The following is a 22,686-nucleotide window of genomic DNA, read 5'->3' on the forward strand; positions in this document are numbered from 1 at the left end:
TACTGAGCGGGTACAGGTTCGCTTCAGATTGTCAGAAAAACCGGCTCACAACAACGCCATCAGGCGCGGATCAGGGCATAGTCCTTCAGATCCAGCGACGCCATCTGCCGCGCATACTGGGTGGCAAACCCCGGGTACATGGTGGCATTGAAGCCATCCTCGGTGAGATACCAGCTCTTGCAGCCGGAATTCCAGTTGGTCTTCGCCAGACGCTTCTGGATCTCCCGGTTATGGCGGGCCTGGATATGGGCCTTCACATCCAGCGCCTTGATCTCCAGGGAGCGCAGCACCCGCACCGCTTTCAGGATGTACTCGATCTGGGATTCCATATACACCAGCGCCGAATTGTGACCGGGGCCGGAGTTGGGGCCAAAGGTCATGTGCAGGTTGGGGTAACCGGACACATTGATACTCTTGTAGGCTTGGGCCCCGCGTCGCCATTCCTTGCCCAGTTCACGACTGCCGACGCCCCTGACCGGGAACGGCGTACCGGCATTACACACATCAAAACCGGTGGCGAACACAATGCAATCGAACTGATGCTCAATGCCCTCGGCGGTGCGAATACCGTTCTCACTGATCTTCGCGATCGGCCAGGTAATCAGCTCGCAGTTGTCCTGCTGCAGCGCCGGGTAATAGTCACTGGACATCAACACCCGCTTGCAGCCAATGCGGAAATCCGGCTTCAGCTGACGACGCATCCAGGGATCCTTCACCTGACTGTTCAGGTGCGCCTCGGCCACCTTCTCCACCACCCGCGTCAGCGGCGAATTCCACACAATACCCAACGCCACCGACTCATGGCCCAGATACAGCGCCTTGCGCACCGCCTTCTGACTGGCTGGCACCTTGCGGAACAGCGCCCGGTTCCAGCCCGGCGTGGCAAAATCCGGTTTCGGCAACACCCAGCCCGGCGTGCGCTGGAACACCTTGAGCTTCGACGCCTGCTTCACCAACTCCGGAATAATCTGCACCGCACTGGCCCCGGTGCCAATCACCGCCACCCGCTTACCGGTGAAATCGTAATCATGATCCCAACGGGCACTGTGCACCGTGTGGCCCTTGAACGAATCAATACCTTCAATCTTTGGCAGCCCCGGATTCGACAACGGCCCCTGCGCCATCACCACCGAACGCGCCCGGAAAGTATCCCCCGCCGCCGTCGACGCCGTCCAGACACCTTCTTTCTCGCTGTACTCCAGCCCGGTGACATCCTGGTTGAATCTCACCATCCGCCGCAGATTGAACGAATCCGCCAGATAATGAACATACTTCAGAATCTCCCCACTGCCGGAAAAACTCCGCGACCAGTCCGGATTCGGCGCAAACGAAAATGAATACAGATTCGACGGAATATCACAGGCCGCCCCCGGATAAGTATTGTCCCGCCAGGTACCGCCAATCTCACCGGCCCGTTCCAGAATCACCACATCCCGGATACCGTCCTGCTGCAACCGCAACGCCGTACCAAGACCACCAAAACCCGCGCCGACAATCAGCACCTCGTGAACATGCACGTCCTGTTTAACCGGTTCGGCGACCACCTTGCGGCTCGCTTTCTTCTTACGTAGAGCGGTCTTGGATTTCTCAACAACAGTCGTCATAAAAACTCTCTCAGTTCCTAACAGCGGTTAACTCCCAATGCCGGCAGGCGAGGAGCGGGGGGCTCTTTTCTGCAGGGACAAAGGTGTCTGAGCGCAGCGAGTTCTTTTCCCGAAAGAAAAGAGCCCCCCGCTCCTTGCCCTCCCCCAAAGGCAATAAGTCAGGCGGTTGTGCGCCAGGTCAGACCCTTGACCCAGGTAGGCACCGGCCCCACCACCCGACTGGGGATATAACTGGTCAACTTCACCAACGCATCCACCGGCACGTGATAAGGATGCGACCGATTCACCACCATCTTCCCGTGCTGACTGATAATCTGGAACCACGGATTACGGCGCCCTTCCGCCGTACGCCCGCCAATCCGCTCATACTTGTTCATCGCGTCATACAGGCGCTCTTCCTTCAGCCCCATGGCCACAATATTGTCCCGCATCTTGTTCAGCAGCGGCGCATAGGCCAGCACACCAAGAATCAGCTTGGGATTGGCCACCGTACCAATCGCCTTCACCGCCAGCTGGTGCATCCGGCCCTGACCCAGCATCTCCATGACGTGGAAATCCACCCCCAGATGGCGCGCCTCATCGGCGTTGATCTTCTCGAACACCTCGTGGCACAGGGGATCGTCCACCTCCTCCAGCAGGAACTTCAACAAGGCGCCGTCCAGGGCGATCTCCAGCATCGGAATCACCGAACCCAACACCTCCAGCGGCATGTCATCGCTGTAGCGGTCCAGCCATTCAATGGTCAGCCGCAGATTGATATTCGGCTCCGGCAGCTCATCCCCGTCCAGCATGCCCCAGCGGCGCATCAGCGCCATCTCGGCGTTGGCGTGGCGTTGCTCCTCAGCGTGGAAGTAGGTGTAGATTTCACGCAGCGTGTCGGTGGGGGCTTTCTTGGCCATCGCCGCAAACCCCCGGGCGCCCACGTGCTCGATCCACATCAGATCCGCCATGAACGCCTTCAGCTTGGGCCACTGCTCCGGGCTGATCTTGTCTGCGCCCGGCGCCTCCCAGTCGATGTCCGCCAGCGCCCACTGGCTGTCCTTGATTCTGACAAGCATCTTGTCGAGATCGATATTCGCCATAACCTCGCTCCCCTCCCGGATGGAGTCATTCAGTGCAGCCGGCTAACGCCAAAACGGTTGATCAGCCCGGTACCCAGAGCGTAGGTGCGCGGAATCAGACGCTTGGCCCGCCAGATCATGCGGGCATCGAACTGCGGCATAACATAGAGATCGCCCCGGTCCAGAGCGTTCAAGGCATCGTTCACCACCCGCTCCGGCGGCATGCCGAATCGGTCCATCAGGCGATCAAACAGTTTCGAAGATTCACCGATAATGCGGCCGTTGGCCTTGATGTTGGTTTTTACCAGAGTGGGACACAGCGCCGTTACCGAGATACCGGAGCCGGCCAGCTCCGCCGCCATGGTCTCAGTCAGCGCCAGCGCACCGGCCTTGGTGACGTTGTAGGCGCCCATCAGCGGGGCTGCGGAAAAGCTCGCGGTGGAGGCAACATTGATAATGCCTCCGTAACCCAGCTGTTTCAGCTTCGGGGTAAACACATGGCAGCCGTGAATGACGCCCCACAGGTTGATCCCCAGCGTCCATTTCCAGTCCGTCATGGTCGCCTCGCCCACGGATTTACCGCCAACACCGACACCGGCATTGTTGATGACGAGACTGACCGGCCCGGGCAGAACCCGCTCGGCCTCCTCAGCCAGTGCTTCGACCTGGTTGAGCTTGCTGACGTCGCATTTGAACGCCCAGGCCTGGCCGCCCTGCTCTTCCACCAGCGCCACGGTTTCCTTCGCGGTTGCCAGGTTGATGTCCGAGCACAGAACAGAGCCGCCCCGGCGGGCAATTTCCAGCGCGAAGGCACGGCCAATACCACTACCGGCCCCGGTTACGACCGCAGCGGCGCCGCGGCTGGGTTTATTGGGCAAACGACTTCCGAACATGGAATACCTACACTTAAATTATCAGTGAATGATTCACCCACGATAAAGCGAACGCTTGTTCGGATTCAATTCGGAAAAATTATGGCCAGAAAACCTGTTCAACAACGCGCCAAAGCCACCGTGGACGCCATTGTCGAAGCCGGATTCATTGCCATGGCAGACCGTGGTCCGGCCGCCACAACTACCCGGCAAATTGCTGATATTGCAGGGGTTGGCGTGGGTTCCCTGTACGAATACTTCGAGAACAAGGAAGAGATCTTCCAGGTCATGAGCGAGCGTTTCGTGGCTGACACCATCGCCATGATCCAACCACTGATCCCGACCATTGTTCGGAAACCGATAAAGGAAGCGGTACTGGACCTGCTCGGACACTTCAGGGATTTTCTCCAGGCCGACAATGAGCGCTATCTGAAATGCGCCCGCTACGCCATGGCACTGGATTTCGAACAACACGTGGAACCACTGCAGAAAACCCTGTCGGAACTGGTCACCCAGTACCTGATGCATCACCCGGAAACCCTGAAGATCCGCAACATACCGACCATGAGCTACATCATGATCAATGGCGGTATCTATTCCGTGGTGCGGCACCTGTGTGATCCCGCACCGCCCATCACCTTTGACGAGCTTGCCGAGGGGCTGGCGGATATGGTTGGCCATTACACCGAGCGTGAGATGGCACTGGTTGCACCATAATGGTGCCAAATCGGTAACCGATATCGAAAATTACGATTTGCCTTGACCTATATCAGGCCCTACCATCGTGCACCCTTTTGGTGCCTAAAAGGATGGGCAACAGGTCATGGGACAGAGAAACGAACGACTGCGCTGGCAACTGGTGTCCGGGTTGCTGACCGCCCTGCATCTGGAGCGGCTCGCTGAGCGTTACAGCCGAAAGTCGGTGATGGCAGGCTTCAGCCTGATCAATGGCGGGCTCAGCATCGCCCTGGTGTCGTTCGTTGCACTGGTCACCCAGGAGGCTTTTATCTTTCCGTCACTGGGCGCCACTGCCTTTATTCTTTTCCACGTACCACTGGCAGAACCGGCCTCGCCCCGCAATACTCTGTGCGGTCACTTTGTCGGAGCCGCTATGGGGCTGCTGAGCCTGTATGTGTTTGGCCTGCAGAACCAGCCTTCAGCCTTCCTCAGTGGGGTGGACCTGGCCCGGGTTGGCGCTGCGGCACTTTCACTGGGACTGACCGGCTGCCTGATGGTGCTGTTCCGCATTGCCCATCCGCCAGCGGGCGCGACGGCGCTGATTGTATCCCTCGGGCTCATGCCCGATCCGGCACAACTGCCGGTTCTCATGGCAGGTGTCAGTCTGTTGCTGGTACATGCCTTCGTGATGAACCGGCTGTCCGGCATTCCCTATCCGCTGTGGTCAGTACGGAAAAGCATCCCGGACGCGGGAGCCGCATCGAGGACCTGAGAGCCGCCGGATACCTTCGGCAATTCAGCTTCCGATAATGACACTACCGCTGCCGATGGTAACGCCGCCACAGGAAACCGCGCTGCCGGTAATGGCTGCAGGAATACCGTTGATCAGCACCGTACCGGAGCCGGCCGCAATCGCGCGCGGGTGAGGCGGGTGTTTGGGTTTGGAGTGCATGGCGAGGGGGTCGCCCAACCGTGCGACCGGTTTGCCATCAACCAGCACGTCGGGGGAGCCTGCAATGACAGGAGTGGGCGGAAAGCCCTGATGGTCCGTTCCGATATCGCCCAGCAATACAATCGCTTTACTCATTCCCTGAATTCCTTCTCTTCCGTGACAATCTGATTTCCAGAAGCCCTATCTTAAAGGCAATACGCTTACATGCCAAACGACCCGGTCTCACCCCCTGCCGGATAGCATGCCAAATGACCTGCATCAAAGGCGGGCCAGGGTGGCTCGTCTACAATTCTGTCATACGTTTATGCCATTGGAGGCCCACCATGTCACCATCCAGCCATTCGGAGTCCGCCGCTCCGACCTCCGGTTGCCCGGATTATGATCTCTGGAACCAGGGTTACGGTGTCATACAGCATTCCCCCGCCACCTGCGCCAGGGCCAGAGCCATGGCTGAAGAACTGGTGACCGAGGGACGACAGCCGGACACCGCCGCAGTGTTCCGCAAGTTGTGCGCACTGGATCGCCTTACCAGCGCGGGCTTATGGCTGGTCGCTCACATGACCTACACCAGGCGGGTGGACATCAGTGGTCAGCCATTGATGGCAGAAGATTTCAAAAGCCATCCCGAGGGCCACACCGGCGGCGCCCTGAACATGGTACCCGCCTACGCCGCCTATCTGGCACTGAACAACCTGACCGGGCAAACCCGCAGCTGGCTCATGGGCCAGGGGCATTGCGTTGCTGCTATCGATGCCCTTAACGTACTGACCGGTAACCTGCATCCGGAACAGCAGGCCCGGTACCTCGGCCCCGAGGGGCTGTCGAGACTGGCATCGGATTTTTACAGCTACTGCCAACGACCGGATGGCGGCATGGAAGCGCCACTGGGCAGCCACGTGAACCCTCATACAGCCGGTGGCATCATCGAGGGCGGCTACCTGGGATTTGCCGAACTTCAATATGCTCACATGCCACTACCCGGTGAATCCCTGGTGGCCTTCCTGTCCGACGGTGCCGCCGAGGAGCAACGGGGCAGCGACTGGATACCCCGATGGTGGCGGGCTGAAGACTGCGGCATGGTGATGCCCATCATGATTGCCAACGGTCGGAGGATCGAACAACGAACGGAACTGGGCACACAGGCGGGCCTGGAGCGATTTGAAGAGCACCTGTCAGGCCGGGGCTTCGCACCTGTGCGTTTTGACGGCCGCGACCCCGCAGCCTTTGTCTGTGTGCTATACGAGATGGAAAAAACACTGGCGGAAAACGGCAGGCAGGCCGCCCGCGGCGAACAACCCTATCCGGTCCAGGTTCCCTACGGCATTGCCGAGACCACCAAGGGCTTCGGCTTCTACGGCGCCGGTCGCAACGCGGCTCACAATTTGCCATTGCCCGGCAGTCCGCGAGTGGATGCCAGGGCCAGGAAACTTTTCCAGACCCACGCCGACCAGCTTTGGGTGGCGCCGGATGAGCTGGCCGGGAGTGTGCGCCAGCTTAATCAGCATCACGATCAGCAACGCCCGCTGGAACGGGATCACGCCCTGGCGATGCGCAATCCGTCGGAACCGGTCATTCCGGAGATCCCCCGGGTCAGCGGCCATTGCTCTCCGATGCAGGCCGTCGACGATTTCTTTACCGCGCTGGTGACCGCCAACCCCGACCTGCGGGCACGGGTAGGCAATCCGGATGAACTCGCCAGCAATCGGCTCAACGGCGTTCTGGCTCAACTGAAACACCGGGTGAATGATCCCGAGTGCGATCAGGAATCGGTGCAGGGCAGGATAATCACCGCGCTCAATGAAGAGGCGGTGGTATCTGCCTGTCTCGCCAACAAGGCGGGGCTGAATCTGGTGGCCAGCTATGAAGCCTTCTGCGTGAAAATGCTGGGCGCCATTCGCCAGGAACTGATCTTTGCCCGTCACCAGAAGGAAGTGGGCCGTCCCGCCCGCTGGCTGGGCTTTCCGATCATTGCCACATCCCATACCTGGGAGAACGGCAAGAACGAGCAGTCCCATCAGGACACAACTTTCTGTGAAGCTCTGCTGGCAGAAATGAACGACGTGTCGCGGGTGGTTTTTCCCGCCGACTACAACAGCGCACTGGCGGCTTTGCCCGGTATTTATCAGGGCCGGGGGACCCTGACCTGCATGGTAGTGCCGAAGCGGGAGCGACCGTGCCTGTTTAACGAGAAAGAAGCACAGGCACTGGCCCACAACGGCGCGTTAGTGGTGGACGAGGACACTTCCAGTGGAGACCCATTGCTGCTGATTGCCAACGGCGCCTACCAGCTATCAGAATTGATGCGCGCCTGCGACCGGCTGAGGGAGACTGGCACACCCTTTCGGCTGATCTATCTACAGGAGCCGGCCCGTTTCCGCCAGCCACGGGACACTTGCGAAGCAACGGTCTGCCTTTCCGAGTTTGAACGGGAGCGACTGTTTCCCGCCCGGCTTCACCGTCGGGTAGCATTGACCCACATGCGCCCGGAGGTGTTCCGCGGGCACCTGCATCGACTGTTTCCCGAACCACGGCAATCCCGGGTGCTGGGTTACATCAACCGAGGTGGCACTCTGAACGAGGCCGGCATGCTGTTTGCCAATCGTTGTTCCTGGGCCCACGCCCTGACAGCGTGCGCCAATGTCATGGAACGCCCTCCGGGTGAGTGGCTTTCCAGCACCGAACTCGCTGCCGTGGAGGGCCAGGGAAATCCCTCTGTGATTACCGGTAACCGGACGTAGGCAAGGCGCCAGGTTCTGGCGAAGGGTCAGCCCTCAACTGGTGAAAACAGGACCAAACCCCATATTCCAGATCAGAACCGATCCGACACGGGTAGACACCAGGATAACCAGTGCCACCGTCAGCAGCGCACCGCCGTACATGACAGCACGCTCTTTCTCGATTCCCATCACGATGGGTAGCCCGTCATACATCAACCAGGCGCCGTAACAGGCAGCCACGAGAAATACGATGGCGTTAAACCAGGGCACCGGATACAACAGGGCAAAACCGGCCAGGAACAGCGGGGTGCACGAATAGGATACCAGGGCTATACCATTTGAGGGCACATGCTCTTCCACGGCCCCGTAGGTCCTGGCCATCCAGTTAACGGCGTAACCCAGTGCAAACACACCTACCAGCATGGCGAGGTACGTCAGGACACTGAGCTGCAGGGCGCTGATTTCCGTCAGTTTGATCAGACGATCGTCACCCACGGTCCAGCCAAAATAGGCTGTTGATATGTAGGCGCATATGGGCGCAATCGCCGCCAGAACCAGCACATAGGCGACGTACAGACGGCGGGGTGGCGCGTGTTCTTTCCGGATGGAATTCCACTCGTCATCGGGGTGGGTAAAAAGACCAAACGCGTGTGACAGGAGCATTGCCGCCCTCCATTATTGTTATCGACTGCTATCTATTACGCTTCACCTTAAAAGCTAGATCAGAACGGCAAAAAACTCCAGTTAATTCAGCTATTACGGGGATCGGTTTCAGCGACCCAGGGCCGCTCCTTCTGGCGATCCCGGAAAGACAACAGACTCTCGACCCCCTCGAAACTCACCAGGTCGCGGAAATCCAGCCAGTCCACAAGGCAATACAGACACATTGCCGGGTAATTCCACTCTTCGAACTGACCATCATCAACCATCGCCGCCAGCGTTCTCAGCGTGGTCATGATGCGCTCTCGCTGCAGGTTGAAGAACATCACATCCGCCTGAGTGTCCAGGCCAGAGCGCTCCGAGAGCAGCAGCGTGACCGCTGAATCGTTGGCAGCGTCGACCAAGGTGAGCTGGTTCTGCTGGTTCCAGGTCAGCGGATCCCGGCCCTGCTTGGCACTCAGATAACGGGCAATAATGCGGGAATCGTAAATCTCCTGGTCACCGTCCACCAGCATCGGAATCTTCAACGCCGGATTGTTGCGGCGAAGTTCGTCACGCCCTTCACCATAAATGTCGAGGTTGACGAAGTCATGGGGCTCTTCATCCAGCAATATACGAATACGGCGAACGTAAGGTGATGTCGTGGAACCAATCAGTTTCATGTGCTCTCCAGTCGTCAGCGGGTTAAGTCCCGAACAGCGAAGCGGGGTCCGTGAAGGCATGCCCGGTTGCCTCGGCTACCTCTCTGTAGGTTATCCGTCCCTGATAGACATTCAGGCCGTGCAGCAGGTGAACGTCCTCCCTCATCGCCTGCTCCGGGCCCTTGTTGGCCAGTGCCACAATAAAAGGCAGCGTGACATTGTTCAACGCCAGCGTTGAGGTGCGGGCCACGGCGCCGGGCATGTTGGCCACGCAGTAATGTACCACGCCATCAACCTGGTAGGTGGGCGCATCGTGTGTGGTCGGCCTGGAGGTCTCGGTGCAGCCGCCCTGATCAATGGCCACATCGACAATCACGCTGCCTTCCGGCATGCGGGACACCATGTCACGGGTCACCAGTTTCGGCGCCGACGCGCCGGGAATCAGCACCCCGCCAATGACAAGATCTGATTCGATAACCGCCTGCTCCAGGGTCTCGGCGGTGGAAAACAGGGTGCTGATCCGGTTCCCATACAAGTGATCCAGTTCCCGCAGTACGTCCATATTTCTGTCCAGCACAGTCACCTGCGCACCCAGCCCAACCGCCATGGCCACCGCATTCTGACCCACCGTACCTCCGCCAATAACCGTGACCCGGGCCGGGGCCACTCCGGGCACACCGCCAAGTAGCACCCCTCGCCCACCCATGTATTTCTCCAGGCAGTGAGCCCCGGCCTGAATCGACATCCTCCCCGCGACTTCCGACATCGGCGCCAGCAATGGCAGCCGCCCATGGCTGTCGGTTACGGTCTCGTAGGCGATGCAGGTGGCCCCGGAGCGCACCAGATCGTCTGTCTGCGACTGGTCGGGCGCCAGGTGAAGGTAGGTGAACAGGGTATGATTCGCCGTCAGCAAGGTGCGTTCGTCAGCCTGAGGCTCTTTGACTTTGACAATCAGACCGGCACTGGCAAACACCGCAGGACCATCGTCGAGGATCTGAGCGCCTGCGTCACGGTAGAGCTGGTCAGAAAACCCGATGGCGGCACCCGCTCCGGTTTCCACAAACACCTCATGATTATGGGAGGCCAATTCCCGCACGGCCGCCGGAGTCATACCCACGCGGTATTCGTGATTCTTTACTTCCCTGGGGACGCCTATCTTCATTACCAGTACCTCTCAGGTCCGTGACTGACGGTGTTTCCAGAAGCAAAGTGTAGTAAAAAGGTGAGATACCGGAAGAAACATCAAGCCAGCAAGGAGCAGGAACGACCATGAAGATGATCACAACCACCCTATCCGCCGTCACGATCGCAATGTCACTGGCCAGCACACAGGTAATCGCCGACATGCAGACCGAAACCGTCGAATATTCCGTTAACGGGGACACCTTCACCGGCTATCTCGCCTGGGACGATGACGTCGATGGCAAACGCCCGGGGGTACTCGTCGTCCATGAATGGTGGGGGCACAACGAATTTGCCCGCGACCAGGCGGAAAAGCTGGCCAAAGCCGGCTACACTGCCTTCGCGCTGGACATGTACGGTTCTGGCAAGGTCGCCGACCATCCTGACGACGCCAAACAGTTCATGCAGGAAGCCACCAGTGACATCGACAACATCAAATCCCGCTTCGTGGCAGCAATGGAATTGCTGCAGGAGCACGACAGCGTCGATGGCGACCGCATTGCCGCCCAGGGGTACTGTTTCGGTGGCGCCGTGGTACTGAACATGGCGAGGCTGGGTGTCGATCTGGATGGCGTGGTGAGCTATCACGGCGCTCTAGGCAGCCCCATCAAGGCCGAGGCCGGCAAGGTCAGCGCCCGCGTGCAGGTCTATACCGGCGGAGCCGACCAGATGGTGCCGTCTGATCAGGTTGCCGGTCTGGTCACGGAAATGCAGGATGCGGAAGTGGACCTGACCCTGGTGTCATTCCCGGGCGTTCTGCACTCTTTCACCAACCCGGAGGCCGACAGGATTGGCAAGGAATTCGGCATGCCTGTCGGCTATGACAAAGCCGCAGCTGACCGTTCCTGGGACGGCACACTGCGTTTCTACAACGAGATTTTTGCGGAATAAGCGGACACGAGAAGAATCGCGTTACAGGGCACCAGCAATGGTGCCCTTCACTTCCGCCATCAACTCGTCTACCGACTTGTCACTGGTAGTAACCGGCGGATGGATAACGATTTCAATAATACCAGGACTGAAAGCCGCAGTACCCTTGGGCAGGCGATCGTGAGAGCCCCGGATGGTCACCGGAAGTATCGGCAACTTCCCGTCCCTGGCAATCACAAAACCGCCTTTCTTGAACGGCAGCAAGTGGCCATCCAGGGAACGCGTGCCTTCCGGGAACAGCAGTATTCCGGTGCCATCCGGCAACTGGGCAACACCGCGCTTGATACTCTCCAGGGCAGCGCTGCCTTTTGAGCGGTCGATAAACAGGTTTCTCGAGGTTTCCAGCGCCAGCCCGAACAGAGGCACCTTTCTCAATTCCTTCTTGATGACCCAGCGATATTGCAGTCCCAACGCCAAGACCAGTGCCGGCGGATCAAAGTAGGACGCGTGGTTGCTGAGAATCACGTAGCGTTGCCCCGGCACGATGTTCTCCCTGCCGGTCACCACCAGGCGGATACCGGTTACCTTGAGGATGGTCCACGCAAAGACCTGGGTACCATGGAAGGCGGCATCACCACGCTTGCCCACCAAGGCAGCAATGACGATCGGGAAGAACAGCAGAAGGGTCAGCAGGGCAGCCCAGAACAGAATCCAGATTGCTTTGACGAATTGCAGCATAGAAGGGGTTCCTGAACATCTCAACAACGCCAGTCAATAACGGGCAACAGGGGCGTAAAGATTACACAGGGAACCTGGAATCACAAATTTCAGGAGGGGCCAAAGGCATAAAAAAAGGCAGCCGAAGCTGCCTTTTTTGGCGGTTATTGCTTAATCCGGGAGGGATTACAGAGCAACAACGTTCTCCGCCTGAGGACCTTTCTGGCCCTGGGTAACGGTGAACTCAACCTGCTGGCCTTCTGCCAGAGTTTTGAAACCGCTGCCCTGAATAGCGCTGTAGTGAACAAAAACGTCCGGGCCGCCTTCACGAGTGATAAAGCCAAAGCCTTTTGCTTCGTTGAAGAACTTAACAGTACCGGTAGTAGTAGACATACTTAAACTTCCTGAAATCAATCATATTATCTGCTGCCAGACACCTTCGTGGTGCAGGGTCAGCGTTTGACGGAAATACAGAACTCGCGGAATCAAAAACAGGACGGTCACTACTAACTGCGGAGGTACGTCTTATTCATGAAATGCTTTGCTGAATCTTTCCTACGCAAAATACTCTACTCCTGATTCAGGGGATTGCCAAGAGTATTTTTAATAATTTCTGTAGGTATAGATACCCATCACCCGCGAAGCAGGCCAAACGTATAAATTCCCAGCGCTGTCATGAGGATGGAGCCGACCACATGAGCCAATACACCGGCAATGGCCATACTCCACTTGCCCTCCTGGATGGCGGCGAACATCTCCAGCGAGAAAGTGGAAAAGGTGGTTAACGCACCGCACAGACCAGTGATGGCAAACAGTCGCCATTCCGGGGCCAGGGAACTGCCATGCATGAAAAAGCCGATTAACAGCCCCACCAGCCACCCGCCTGTAAGGTTCGCAGCCAGCGTGCCCAGCGGGATGACGTGGTAACTGGCGTTCAGCCACAAACCCAGCGCCCAACGAAGGTTGGCGCCGATCACGGCGCCAACACTCACGGCAACAAAGGACAGCCACATATCAGATCACTGCCCGGTTATGCAGGATTATGATCAATCACCGTGTCCTTGTTACGGGCAAACTCATCAAACGGGAAGTCGTCCACGGTGAGCATTTCCAGCACCACCGTCTCGTACTGCCGCATGAAGTCTGCCTCTTCCTTGGTGTATACACCGGCTTCCAGGGCCGCTTCGAAGCGCTCTTCAGGATGCAGCGCGGTCATTGGCAATTCGCCCTTGGCGTAGGCCTTGGTAACCTTGCGATAGAGCTGCTCGGCCTTGTCGTAATCCTGCAGAAGACCGTTGTAGCGGGCCACCGGATTTTCCACCTTGCCTTCGCCGTCGGTGGTCCAGGCACTGGCAATCAGCTTGCTGCGGATCGGGGTGTCGGTGGAGATCGCACGGGCCAGGCTGCGTGCCAGGTCATCATGGGGCGCGTCCCAGCGGCGACCGAGAGGCATGGTCACAGCGCGCAGAGCCATCGCCACCGGACGGTTGGGCAGATTCTGGAGGAATTCATCCAGTGCGTTTTCCGTGCGGTGGAGCAACAGAGCCAGGCTGTACTCCATCACTTCCTTCTCACCTTCCACCGGCTGGGTTTCGTGCCAGTTCTTCAGCACCATGGACGCCAGATACAGGTTGGACAGCATGTCACCCAGCCGCGCGGAGATCAGTTCACGCATTTTCAGTTCGCTACCCAGGGTGGTCATGGCGGCATCACCGCACAGGCCAAAGGCGGCACTGAAGCGGGCAACGGCCTGGGCGTACTTGCGGCTGGCGCTGTCGAACGGTACGTCCGCACGGCCTATTCCCAGGGCCTGGGTGAAGGCACGGGCAGCGTTGCCAAAGATCAGACCAGCGTGGCCGAAGAAGGCATCATCGAAGGCGTCGATGTCGTCATTGTCCTTGGCGGCCAGTTCCTTGAGCACGTAGGGATGGCAGCGGATAGCGCCCTGACCAAAGATCATCAGGCTGCGAGTCATGATGTTGGCGCCTTCCACGGTGATGGACACCGCGGCACCACTGAAGCCGATACCGAGGTAGTTACGGGGTCCGAGAGTGACCGTCTTGCCGCCGTGAACATCCATGGCATCGGTCAGCACACTGCGCTGGAACTCGGTCAGGTGGTATTTGAGGATCGCCGACGGCACGGCCGGCTTCTCGCCCTTGTCGATCATGTTGGCGGTGTGGTTTACCGCTGCCTGGGAAATGTAGGTCTTGGCGGCAATCCGCGCCAGGGGCTCCTGCACCCCTTCCATATCCGCGACCGGAGTATTGAACTGACGACGAATCCGGGTGAAGCCACCGGCAGTGCCCACAGCATAAGCCGCAGCACCGGCCGCCCCGGATGGCAGGGTGATACAGCGACCCACGGACAGGCATTCAACCAGCATACGCCAGCCCTGACCGGCCATTTCCTGACCACCGATAATGTAATCCAGCGGAATGAAGACATCTTTGCCCTTGATCGGGCCATTCAGGAACGGATGACCAATCGGGCAATGACGGCGACCGATTTCCATCCCCTTGGTGTCTCTGGGAATCAACGCACAAGTGATGCCGTAGTCTTCCGTATCGCCCAGCAATCCGTCCGGGTCGAACATGCGGAACGCCAAGCCGACCACGGTGGCGATCGGTGCCAGGGTAATCCAGCGTTTCTCGAAGTTGAGCCGGATGCCCAGTACTTCCTTACCGTCAACCTCCTGCTTGCAGACAATGCCGGTGTCCGGCAGGGAGGTGGCGTCCGAACCGGCGCGGGGACCGGTCAGACCGAAACAGGGGATCTCACGCCCGTCCGCCAGGCGCGGCAGGTAGTGGTTCTTCTGCTCTTCGGTACCATACTTGACCAGCAACTCGCCCGGGCCGAGGGAATTCGGCACGCCTACGGACACCATCAGCATCTCGTTGGCCGCCAGCTTCTGCAGCACCGCGGTTTGAGCCTTGGCCGAGAAATGCAGGCCGCCGTATTCCTTCGGGATAATCATGCCGAAGAATTTCTCTCTCTTCAGGAAGTCCCACAGTTCTTTCGGCAGATCGGCACGCTCGACCGCCAGGTCCCAGGCGTTACACATGGAGATGGCCTGGTTGCACTGGTTATCCACAAATGCCTGTTCTTCATCGCTCAGGCCGGTGTTGCGATTGATCAGCAGGTTGTGCCAATCCGGCTGGCCGGTGAACAGTTCACCATCCCAGCCCACAGTGCCCGCTTCCAGGGCGACCTTCTCCGTCTCGGAAACCTTGGGCGCCACCTTCTTGAACATGGCGAAAATGCGCGGTGTCAGCCAGCTCTGGCGGAATCCCGGCAGTCCGGCTGCAGCGGTTACGCCGGCACCGATAAACAGAATCAGCGCGAGTGTTCCGGAAGCAAATATCAGGGACAACAGCCCCACCACCACCATCACACCAATGGCCGGCTTGGCGCCGGACTCCCGGCGCGCCACGGTCAACAGACCGGCCACCGCGATCACGAACAGAATGAAAGTCATCATAAGGTCTCTCTGTCATTCATGGATTGAATATCGAAGACTACATTTCGTTACGTTCAAGGTAACCGATCAGATGATTCCTGGCCAGTAATCACATCATGATCAGGCAGTTACAATCACCCGAATGCCTTCCAGGGACAGGCTGGCCTGCGTGAGCGCCGATTTTGCCGCCTCGAACTGGTCCTGGAAAAATCCGATCTCTTCGTCCCGGATGGCCGGGTTCACTTTCTTCAGCGCCTCAAGACGACGGATTTCCGGCTCAAACACCTGGTTTAACTGTTCCAGTGCCTTTTCACGCATCGGTTCCAGATGAGGGGCCGCCAGCCCCTCGGCGTGATCAACCATGGTTTCCACCTGTGGCCGGATCTGCGGCACGATCGCCTGCGCAGTGCGCCGACGGATATTGGAGCAGAGATCGTTCAGGCGGTCATGGGGCAAGGCGGCGGACAGATCGCGACCATTGACATCCACCAGCAAACGCAGCGGCGACACCGGCAGATAGCGTGACAACTGCAATGATTCGGGTGCCGGGCAGTGCACCGTGAACAAAGCTTCCAGCAATAAAGTACCTGCAGGCAGAGCCTTGACCGACAGACTGGCGAGCGCGGCCTTGCCGAGGCCGGAACTGGTCACCGAGTCCATCACGCCGGTCACCAGCGGGTGCTCCCAGCTCATGAACGCCATGTCTTCGCGCTCCAGCGCCTGCTGCCGGCTCCAGGTGACGGTCAGACCATCTTCCGGCAACTCGGACACATGCCCGGCGTGATAGTGCTCGCCAGGCTTGAGCACATCGGCGTGCTCGGAATGATCTTCGATATCCACGCCGAGGATATCGAACGCGTCGACCATATAATCCCGCACCTCAGCGGAGCCCTCTTCCTCTTCGATCTGCCCAATCAGGTCATTCGCCACGTCGCGGCGACAGGAATTCATTTCGATCAGTGCATCGCGCCCATTCTGTAGCAGCGTACGCAGGCGTTCGGCCTCCGCGCTGGAATCCGCCAGCACGGTGTCCAGTTCTGAAAATTCGCCATCCACCACGCGCTGCCATTCGGCCTGGACCTTGTCCTGCACTGCAACGCCAACGGAACAGCTCTCACCAAAGGCATTGAGCCCCTCATGGAACCAGCGGAACTGGGCTTCCTGAACCGTGCCTTCCAGGTATGGAATATGAATATCGATGGTGTCGGACTGGCCAATGCGATCGAGACGGCCGATACGCTGCTCCAGCAAGTCCGGGTTGGCTGGCAGGTCAAACAGCACCAGGTGGTGGGCGAACTGGAAGTTGCGCCCCTCGCTGCCAATCTCGGAACAGATCAGCGCCTGGGCACCCTGTTCGGTGTCGGAGAAATAGGCCGCCGCCCGGTCCCGCTCGATCAGACTCAGGTGCTCGTGGAACGCCGCACTGCGGATACCGGCCCGCAGCTGCAGATAATGCTCCAGCGCCATGGCAGTGCTGGCGTGGGCACAGATAACCACCACCTTGGCCGGCTTCAGGCTGGTCAGGGTTTTCTCGAGCCAGGCCACGCGGGGGTCGTCCGCCAGCCACTGCTCTTCGTCCAGTGCACGTTCCGGCGCCAGATTTTCGAGGCCAAACCGGTGGGGCTGATAGCTGTCGGGACACGGCAGGGGGACCGGCAGGACACGACGTTCCGGGAAGCCCTGAATCGCAGCCCGGGTGTTACGGAACAGCACGCGCCCGGTACCGTGGCGATCCAGCAGGGCATCGATGATGGCCTGTTGCGGCTCGGGGGACTCTTCCAGCACAGCCAGCTCGTCACCCAGCCAGTTCTCCAGGGCCGCCCGGTCTTCCGGCGTCAGGCTGTCACCGTTGTCCTGCAGGCGGCGCACCACCTCATTGATGGCTTCGTACTGCTGCTCTTCCTCACGGAAGGCCTCAAGATCGTGGAAACGGGCAGGGTCCAGTAGCCTCAGGCGGGCAAAGTGGCTGGCCACGCCTACCTGTTCCGGCGTTGCGGTCAGCAACAACAAGCCCCGGCTCGCCGCCGACAGGTCTTCCACCAACTGGTATTCCGGGCTTACCTGCTCCGGACTCCAGGCCAGATGATGGGCCTCGTCCACCACCATCAGGTCCCAGCCGGCCGCCACGGCGTCCTTCTGGGCCTGCGGGCTGGACTTCAGGAAGTCGAGGCTGCACAGAACCAGTTGATCGCTTTCAAACGGATTGACCGAGAACGCATCTCCGAACACCTTGTTGACCAAGGCGTCGACGTCGTCCTCACTGTCGGACAGCGCATCGTAACGTCCCTGATCGATAATGGAGAAGCGCAGGTTGAAACGCCGCAGCATTTCCACCAGCCACTGGTGAATCAGCGAATCCGGCACCACGATCAACGCCCGTTTCGCGCGACCGGTGTGCAGCTGATAGTGAAGGATCAGGCCCGCTTCAATGGTTTTGCCGAGGCCCACTTCGTCGGCCAGCAACACCCTTGGCGCATGGCGGCTGGCCACTTCGTGGGCAATGTAGATCTGGTGAGGCAGGTGCTGGGTACGGGCACCGATCAGGCCCTGGGCGGAGGATGCCCGCAAACGCTCCTGGTGCTGCAGGGTCGCAACGCGAAGTCGGAAGGCGCCGTTGCGGTCAAACTGGCCGGCAAACAGGCGCTGATGGGGCGCAGAGAAATTCACCGAACTGCTCAACTTGACTTCGGAGATCTGCTGGATGTCTTCGCCATCATCGGCGTGGTACATCAGCACGCCACCCAACTCTTCCACCGCACGCACGGTATAGCGATCGCCATCGAAGGTCTCGATCTCTTCACCGATCTGGTAAATGATGCGGGACAGGGGGGCGTTATCAATAGCGTAGGTGCGCTCTTCGTCGGCTGCCGGGAACCCGAGGGTGACCCGACGTCCCGAGATGTCGGTGACAATTCCAAGCCCGAGACCGGTGTCGCTGTGGCTGACCCAGCGCTGGCCGATGACAAAATCCGATGCGTCCAAGAAACCTCCGTCGCGTTTCAATTCAGGGTGTCTGTTAAGTCGTTGTTTCCGTCAGTGTCATTAATTCAGCTGTTTGTAGTCTGCGCCGCTCTCACGCACCCAGTAAGCCGCCGCGCCACACACCGCCGCCGGTACCACCACCAGGTTCAACACCGGCACCATGGCGGCCAGCGCCACCGGCAGACCAAAACCGAAGGCAGACAGCCGGGTATCTCCCAATAGCTTGCGCAATGCGGGGAAACTGACCTTATGATTGTCCGCCGGGTAATCCACGTACTGCAGCGACATCATCCAGCAGTTAAAGAGGAACCACAGCACGGCAGCCACCAGGTTAACCACCGGAATCAGCCCAATGATCAACAGGCCGATGGCCCGCGGCAGGTAATAGAGAATTTTCTGCACTTCACGCCACAGGGCGCGGGGAATGTCCCGGATGATCTCGCCCCAGCCATCGTCGGTGCTGACCTCCTGGCCGGTAAGGTGCTTCTCGGTCAGCTCCGCCAGGTAGCCATAGAAGGGCGACCCGATCAGGTTCGCCAGAATGACAAACCCGTAGGCCAGCATCAGCAGAATCACCACGCCGTACAGAATCCAGAACAACCAGTCCAGGCTCTGCAGCCAGGCCCAGTCAGGCAACCAGCCCATGGCGGCAGCGATCATGGCGGCGAACAGTTCAGCGAGAAAATAGAACAGCAAACCGAACAGCAGGATGTTGATAATCAGGGGAATAACCACGAACAAGCGCAGGCCAGGCTGGCGAATCAACCTGAAACCTTCACCGAGGTAGCCCAGGCCACGAAAAAAGTTTCCCTTCAACATAGGTGGCATTACCTCCGCTTCAATGACAGTGACGGGGCGCAAAGCATACCATGTTGCCACACTCACCACAGCCCGATGAGATCCCGGATTCACGGATGTGAGAATTTCTCCAGTTCTCTTGTGCGATATTTCCTACAAGCTCGTAAGCCCTTGCGGAAACATTGCGTAGGCACTCCGATCACATAAAACCGCAGCTCAACTAACTTACTGTTTTACCTAAACTAACCAAAGGCGTCATACAAATGACGGCGTAAGGACCTGCGTATGTCACACGTTTGTCAGACCAGGGTTGCTATAGTGGATTCGTCAGGGATGACAGGGAAACGGAAGACGCACAGGACGCACCCCGGCAACTGGATGCAGGGAGAGGCAGGGATACATGGACGCCTCGCTTAAGGGAAATCTTTCTGGATAGCTGGCTCGGACGCTGGCACCACGGAGTGGCTCAAGGATAACGCAACAAGGCTGTTGCAAATTTCGCAAGGACGCGACGACCTGTTCCGAAAAGGGCAGCCTGAGGGTTGCCCTTTCTTTTTCTATGCTCCCGGTAACCCTTCCACCAGATAAATCCTGACCTGATTGAATTCTTCGAACTCGTTGAGGTCCGGCCAGGTCCTGCCTTCAATCACCGTTTGACGCTGGTACCGCTCGTCACCCAGATTCCTGACCCGGGAATCCGCAAGCAGCACCTGGGGGGCGACGCTATGAAATGCCTGTAGCAACGGCTTGTTCTCCGGATCATAGAGCACATCCGCCGCCGTCACCACGTCGATACCTTCCGGCTTGGCATGCCAGTCTTCACACAGAGTCACCGCAACGTTGTTTAGCCGCGCATTGGCAGTAGCGGCGTCGAGCGCAGCCGGATCAATATCACAGACGATGGCTTCAGCTGCACCCGCCATCGCTGCGGCAATCGCCACCACACCGGAGCCGGAACCGAAGTCCAGCACCCGCTTGCCTGCCACCCGTTGTGGGTTCGCCAGGATCCAGGCCGCCAACACCTGCCCGCTTGCCCAGCAAAAGGACCAGTAGGCGGGTTCCGCCACCACAGCCTGCGCTTCCTCATGACTCAGCGGCCCTTCCAGTACCGTGGGGTCAAACAGATAGAGGGCAATTTGCGGACACCCGGCCGGTCGGGTAACCGCAACCCGCCCACGGCTGAGGGTCTTCTGCAGGTGGTGGTTGAGTACGTCCTCGTTCATCTCGGCTCCGGATCACTGGTTATGAAAGCGCTGCATTGTAGCTTGTGCCAGCGGACAGCCATACCTGCAGGCGAGCAAAAAACCACCGTCTCCGTTATACTGCAGCGACATTTTTCCTACGACCCAAACCACTGAAATGGCCTCCAGACCCGATACCGACGATTACCTCTCCCTGTTTCTGAATGACACGCCGATGATGGACGTCCGCGCCCCGACGGAGTTCAACAGGGGCAGCTTCCCGTGCGCGGAGAATGCCCCGCTGATGAATGACGAGGAACGTCACCGGGTCGGCATCTGCTATAAGGAAAAGGGCCAGGACAAGGCCATTGAACTCGGCCACCAACTGGTTTCCGGTGACATCAAGGGCCAGCGCATTGAGGCCTGGAAGCGCTTCATTGCCAATCATCCCGACGGCTACCTGTTCTGTTTCAGGGGCGGGCTGAGGTCGCGGTTAACGCAACAGTGGATCCGCGATTCAGGCATCGATTACCCGCTGATCAAGGGCGGTTACAAGGCGCTTCGACGTTTCCTGATCGACAGCCTGGAATCCGTGGCAGCGTCTTCCGGGTTCATCATCCTGAGCGGCCGTACTGGCACCGGGAAAACCCGGGTGCTGCAACAGCTGCCCAACCCGGTGGATCTGGAAGGACTGGCCAATCATCGGGGTTCCAGTTTCGGCCGGAAGGTAACGCCCCAACCTTCGCAAATCGATTTCGAGAACCGTCTGGCGGTGGCCATGCTCAAAGCCAAACATCGTATCGGTGGCCCGATTTACCTGGAGGATGAAAGTCGGCTTGTGGGACGCTGTGCGCTGCCGGACAGCCTGAAGGAGCAAATGTCCGAAGCTCCCCTGATGGTGCTGGAGCAGCCAATGTCGGAGCGAGTTGCTATTATCCGCGAAGATTATGTCGAAAACATGCTTGCCGACTATACTGCCCGGGACGGCTCCGAGGCCGGCTGGCTGAACTTCCATGACTACCTGCTCAGCGCACTGGACCGGATCCGCAAGCGACTGGGCGGAGAAAGGCACAAACACCTTCGGGAGTTGATGACCGAAGCTCTGGATCAACAGCGGGACCAGGGCGATCCGGGCGGTCACAATCGATGGATCCAGACACTGCTGGAAGACTATTACGACCCGATGTACGACTATCAACTGAATCAGAAGAAGGGGCGAATTGTGGTCCAGGGCCCTCCGGCTACCATCATTGACTGGGCCAATCGCTAAACAGTTTCGTAGGAAAACCTGAATATTCACCTGAAAACTAACGAAGAACAAGGAGTCGCCTGATGGAAGATCTGTTTGGTGCAGACGGAAAAGCCTCTGAGATTGTCGATCAGGGTATCACCCTGATCATGAGCTACGCGCCTAAAGTCGTTCTTGCGATTATCACCCTGATTGTCGGCCTCTGGCTGATCAAGCGATTTGTTGCCGTCCTCGATGCCAAGTTGAGCCAGAAAGACCCGACACTGAACAAGTTCCTGTGCGGCCTGATCGGTACAATCCTCAAGATCCTGCTGCTGATTTCCGTCGCCTCCATGGTCGGCATTGCCACCACCTCATTCATTGCCGTCCTCGGTGCTGCCGGCCTGGCCATCGGCCTGGCCCTGCAAGGCAGCCTGGGCAACTTTGCCGGTGGGGTGCTGATCCTGATCTTCAAGCCATTCAAGGTGGGTGACACCATCGAGGCCCAGGGCTTCCTCGGTGCGGTCGACGAGATCAGCATCCTGTATACCATCGTCAACACCTTCGACAACCGCCGCGTCGTCATCCCCAACGGCAGCCTGTCCAATGCAACCCTGGTGAATGTCAGCATTTATGACAAGCGCCGCTGCGACATGACGTTCGGCATTGGCTATGACGATGACATCGACAAGGCCAAGGCCATCTGCCAGCGCCTGTTCGAGGAAGACGATCGCTCGCTGATGGATCCGCCGCCAAGAATCTGCGTGGGCGGGCTTGGTGACAACTCCGTCGACATCATGTTCCGAGCCTGGGTAGCCACTGACAATCTCTGGCCGTACTACTGGGATATGCAGGAAAAGGTGAAGAAAGCGTTCGATGAAGAAGGCATCACTATTCCATTCCCACAGCGCGATGTACACGTTTACACCCACTCAGGGGAATCGGGACAGGTGTCTCAATAATACATCCGGTTACTCGCATTCTGCTCAGCCTCAACTAAGCTGACGATAATGGCGCTGGTTCTCCACCAGGGGAGCCAGCGACAGGCCACCGGGGTCAGGCATAGAACAACCACCGGCCCCA

General features: G+C 58.7%; 20 protein-coding genes. 6 read left to right on the forward strand and 14 right to left on the reverse strand.

Annotation, left to right across the window (positions count from 1 at the left end; translation table 11 throughout):
• Positions 1–59: 59 nt before the first annotated feature.
• The 3 genes from ACQUWM_RS08795 to ACQUWM_RS08805 form a co-directional block, all read right to left on the reverse strand.
• Positions 60–1,604 (reverse strand): flavin-containing monooxygenase, encoded by a 1,545-nt coding sequence (locus ACQUWM_RS08795; RefSeq protein WP_428921870.1) that lies wholly within the window; start codon positions 1,602–1,604, stop codon positions 60–62.
• A 158-nt stretch (positions 1,605–1,762) separates the two neighbouring features.
• On the reverse strand, positions 1,763–2,686 hold the full coding sequence (locus ACQUWM_RS08800) for a ferritin-like domain-containing protein (protein WP_407002897.1): 924 nt from the start codon (positions 2,684–2,686) through the stop codon (positions 1,763–1,765).
• Between the two features lie 29 nt (positions 2,687–2,715).
• Positions 2,716–3,543 carry an SDR family NAD(P)-dependent oxidoreductase gene (locus tag ACQUWM_RS08805; protein WP_428921871.1) on the reverse strand — a complete coding sequence of 276 codons (828 nt, stop codon included), beginning with the start codon at positions 3,541–3,543 and terminating at the stop codon, positions 2,716–2,718.
• Positions 3,544–3,639: 96 nt separating this feature from the next.
• Between ACQUWM_RS08805 and ACQUWM_RS08810 the strand changes: the two genes are divergently transcribed.
• Positions 3,640–4,254 carry a TetR/AcrR family transcriptional regulator gene (locus ACQUWM_RS08810; protein ID WP_406989436.1) on the forward strand — a complete coding sequence of 205 codons (615 nt, stop codon included), beginning with the start codon at positions 3,640–3,642 and terminating at the stop codon, positions 4,252–4,254.
• A 106-nt stretch (positions 4,255–4,360) separates the two neighbouring features.
• Positions 4,361–4,987, forward strand: coding sequence for an HPP family protein (locus ACQUWM_RS08815; protein ID WP_428921872.1), 627 nt, complete (start codon positions 4,361–4,363; stop codon positions 4,985–4,987).
• A 24-nt stretch (positions 4,988–5,011) separates the two neighbouring features.
• Here ACQUWM_RS08815 and ACQUWM_RS08820 read toward each other — a convergent pair whose 3' ends face one another.
• Complete coding sequence (locus tag ACQUWM_RS08820) at positions 5,012–5,302, reverse strand: type VI secretion system PAAR protein (protein ID WP_406989438.1); 291 nt, start codon at positions 5,300–5,302, stop codon at positions 5,012–5,014.
• A 188-nt stretch (positions 5,303–5,490) separates the two neighbouring features.
• Between ACQUWM_RS08820 and ACQUWM_RS08825 the strand changes: the two genes are divergently transcribed.
• Positions 5,491–7,905, forward strand: a complete 2,415-nt coding sequence (locus ACQUWM_RS08825; protein ID WP_428921873.1) for a xylulose 5-phosphate 3-epimerase — start codon at positions 5,491–5,493, stop codon at positions 7,903–7,905.
• A 33-nt stretch (positions 7,906–7,938) separates the two neighbouring features.
• Here the strand turns inward: ACQUWM_RS08825 and ACQUWM_RS08830 are convergent, their stop codons facing one another.
• The 3 genes from ACQUWM_RS08830 to ald form a co-directional block, all read right to left on the reverse strand.
• Positions 7,939–8,547, reverse strand: a complete 609-nt coding sequence (locus ACQUWM_RS08830; RefSeq protein ID WP_407002901.1) for a Yip1 family protein — start codon at positions 8,545–8,547, stop codon at positions 7,939–7,941.
• Positions 8,548–8,633: 86 nt separating this feature from the next.
• Positions 8,634–9,206 (reverse strand): glutathione S-transferase family protein, encoded by a 573-nt coding sequence (locus ACQUWM_RS08835; RefSeq protein ID WP_407002902.1) that lies wholly within the window; start codon positions 9,204–9,206, stop codon positions 8,634–8,636.
• Positions 9,207–9,228: 22 nt separating this feature from the next.
• Positions 9,229–10,347, reverse strand: coding sequence for an alanine dehydrogenase (gene ald, locus ACQUWM_RS08840; RefSeq protein WP_407002903.1), 1,119 nt, complete (start codon positions 10,345–10,347; stop codon positions 9,229–9,231).
• Between the two features lie 107 nt (positions 10,348–10,454).
• Between ald and ACQUWM_RS08845 the strand changes: the two genes are divergently transcribed.
• Positions 10,455–11,258 carry a dienelactone hydrolase family protein gene (locus ACQUWM_RS08845; protein ID WP_428921874.1) on the forward strand — a complete coding sequence of 268 codons (804 nt, stop codon included), beginning with the start codon at positions 10,455–10,457 and terminating at the stop codon, positions 11,256–11,258.
• Between the two features lie 21 nt (positions 11,259–11,279).
• On the opposite strand, the gene ACQUWM_RS08850 is transcribed toward ACQUWM_RS08845, so the two are convergent.
• From ACQUWM_RS08850 to ACQUWM_RS08880, 7 genes are all read right to left on the reverse strand, one after another.
• Positions 11,280–11,975 (reverse strand): lysophospholipid acyltransferase family protein, encoded by a 696-nt coding sequence (locus ACQUWM_RS08850; protein WP_407002905.1) that lies wholly within the window; start codon positions 11,973–11,975, stop codon positions 11,280–11,282.
• 165 nt (positions 11,976–12,140) lie between these two features.
• On the reverse strand, positions 12,141–12,347 hold the full coding sequence (locus ACQUWM_RS08855) for a cold-shock protein (protein WP_008172950.1): 207 nt from the start codon (positions 12,345–12,347) through the stop codon (positions 12,141–12,143).
• A 239-nt stretch (positions 12,348–12,586) separates the two neighbouring features.
• The gene (gene crcB / locus ACQUWM_RS08860) at positions 12,587–12,967 is read right to left on the reverse strand and encodes a fluoride efflux transporter CrcB (protein ID WP_407002906.1); all 381 of its coding nucleotides are present in this window, start codon (positions 12,965–12,967) and stop codon (positions 12,587–12,589) included.
• Positions 12,968–12,984: 17 nt separating this feature from the next.
• A complete protein-coding gene (locus tag ACQUWM_RS08865; RefSeq protein WP_428922104.1) occupies positions 12,985–15,432 on the reverse strand; it encodes an acyl-CoA dehydrogenase in 2,448 nt (815 codons plus the stop codon).
• Positions 15,433–15,534: 102 nt separating this feature from the next.
• Positions 15,535–18,396, reverse strand: a complete 2,862-nt coding sequence (gene rapA / locus ACQUWM_RS08870) for an RNA polymerase-associated protein RapA (RefSeq protein ID WP_428921875.1) — start codon at positions 18,394–18,396, stop codon at positions 15,535–15,537.
• A gap of 60 nt (positions 18,397–18,456) precedes the next feature.
• Entirely contained in the window at positions 18,457–19,215 is a 759-nt protein-coding gene (gene cysZ, locus ACQUWM_RS08875) for a sulfate transporter CysZ (protein ID WP_407002908.1), read from the reverse strand.
• A gap of 536 nt (positions 19,216–19,751) precedes the next feature.
• Positions 19,752–20,417 carry a class I SAM-dependent methyltransferase gene (locus ACQUWM_RS08880; RefSeq protein ID WP_428921876.1) on the reverse strand — a complete coding sequence of 222 codons (666 nt, stop codon included), beginning with the start codon at positions 20,415–20,417 and terminating at the stop codon, positions 19,752–19,754.
• 136 nt (positions 20,418–20,553) lie between these two features.
• On the opposite strand from ACQUWM_RS08880, the gene mnmH reads away from it, so the two are divergent.
• Positions 20,554–21,645 (forward strand): tRNA 2-selenouridine(34) synthase MnmH, encoded by a 1,092-nt coding sequence (mnmH, locus tag ACQUWM_RS08885; RefSeq protein WP_428921877.1) that lies wholly within the window; start codon positions 20,554–20,556, stop codon positions 21,643–21,645.
• A gap of 62 nt (positions 21,646–21,707) precedes the next feature.
• The gene (locus ACQUWM_RS08890; RefSeq protein WP_428921878.1) at positions 21,708–22,565 is read left to right on the forward strand and encodes a mechanosensitive ion channel family protein; all 858 of its coding nucleotides are present in this window, start codon (positions 21,708–21,710) and stop codon (positions 22,563–22,565) included.
• The last annotated feature ends 121 nt before the right edge of the window (positions 22,566–22,686 follow it).

The organism is Marinobacter sp. DUT-3, from assembly GCF_050379435.1.
GTDB lineage: Bacteria > Pseudomonadota > Gammaproteobacteria > Pseudomonadales > Oleiphilaceae > Marinobacter.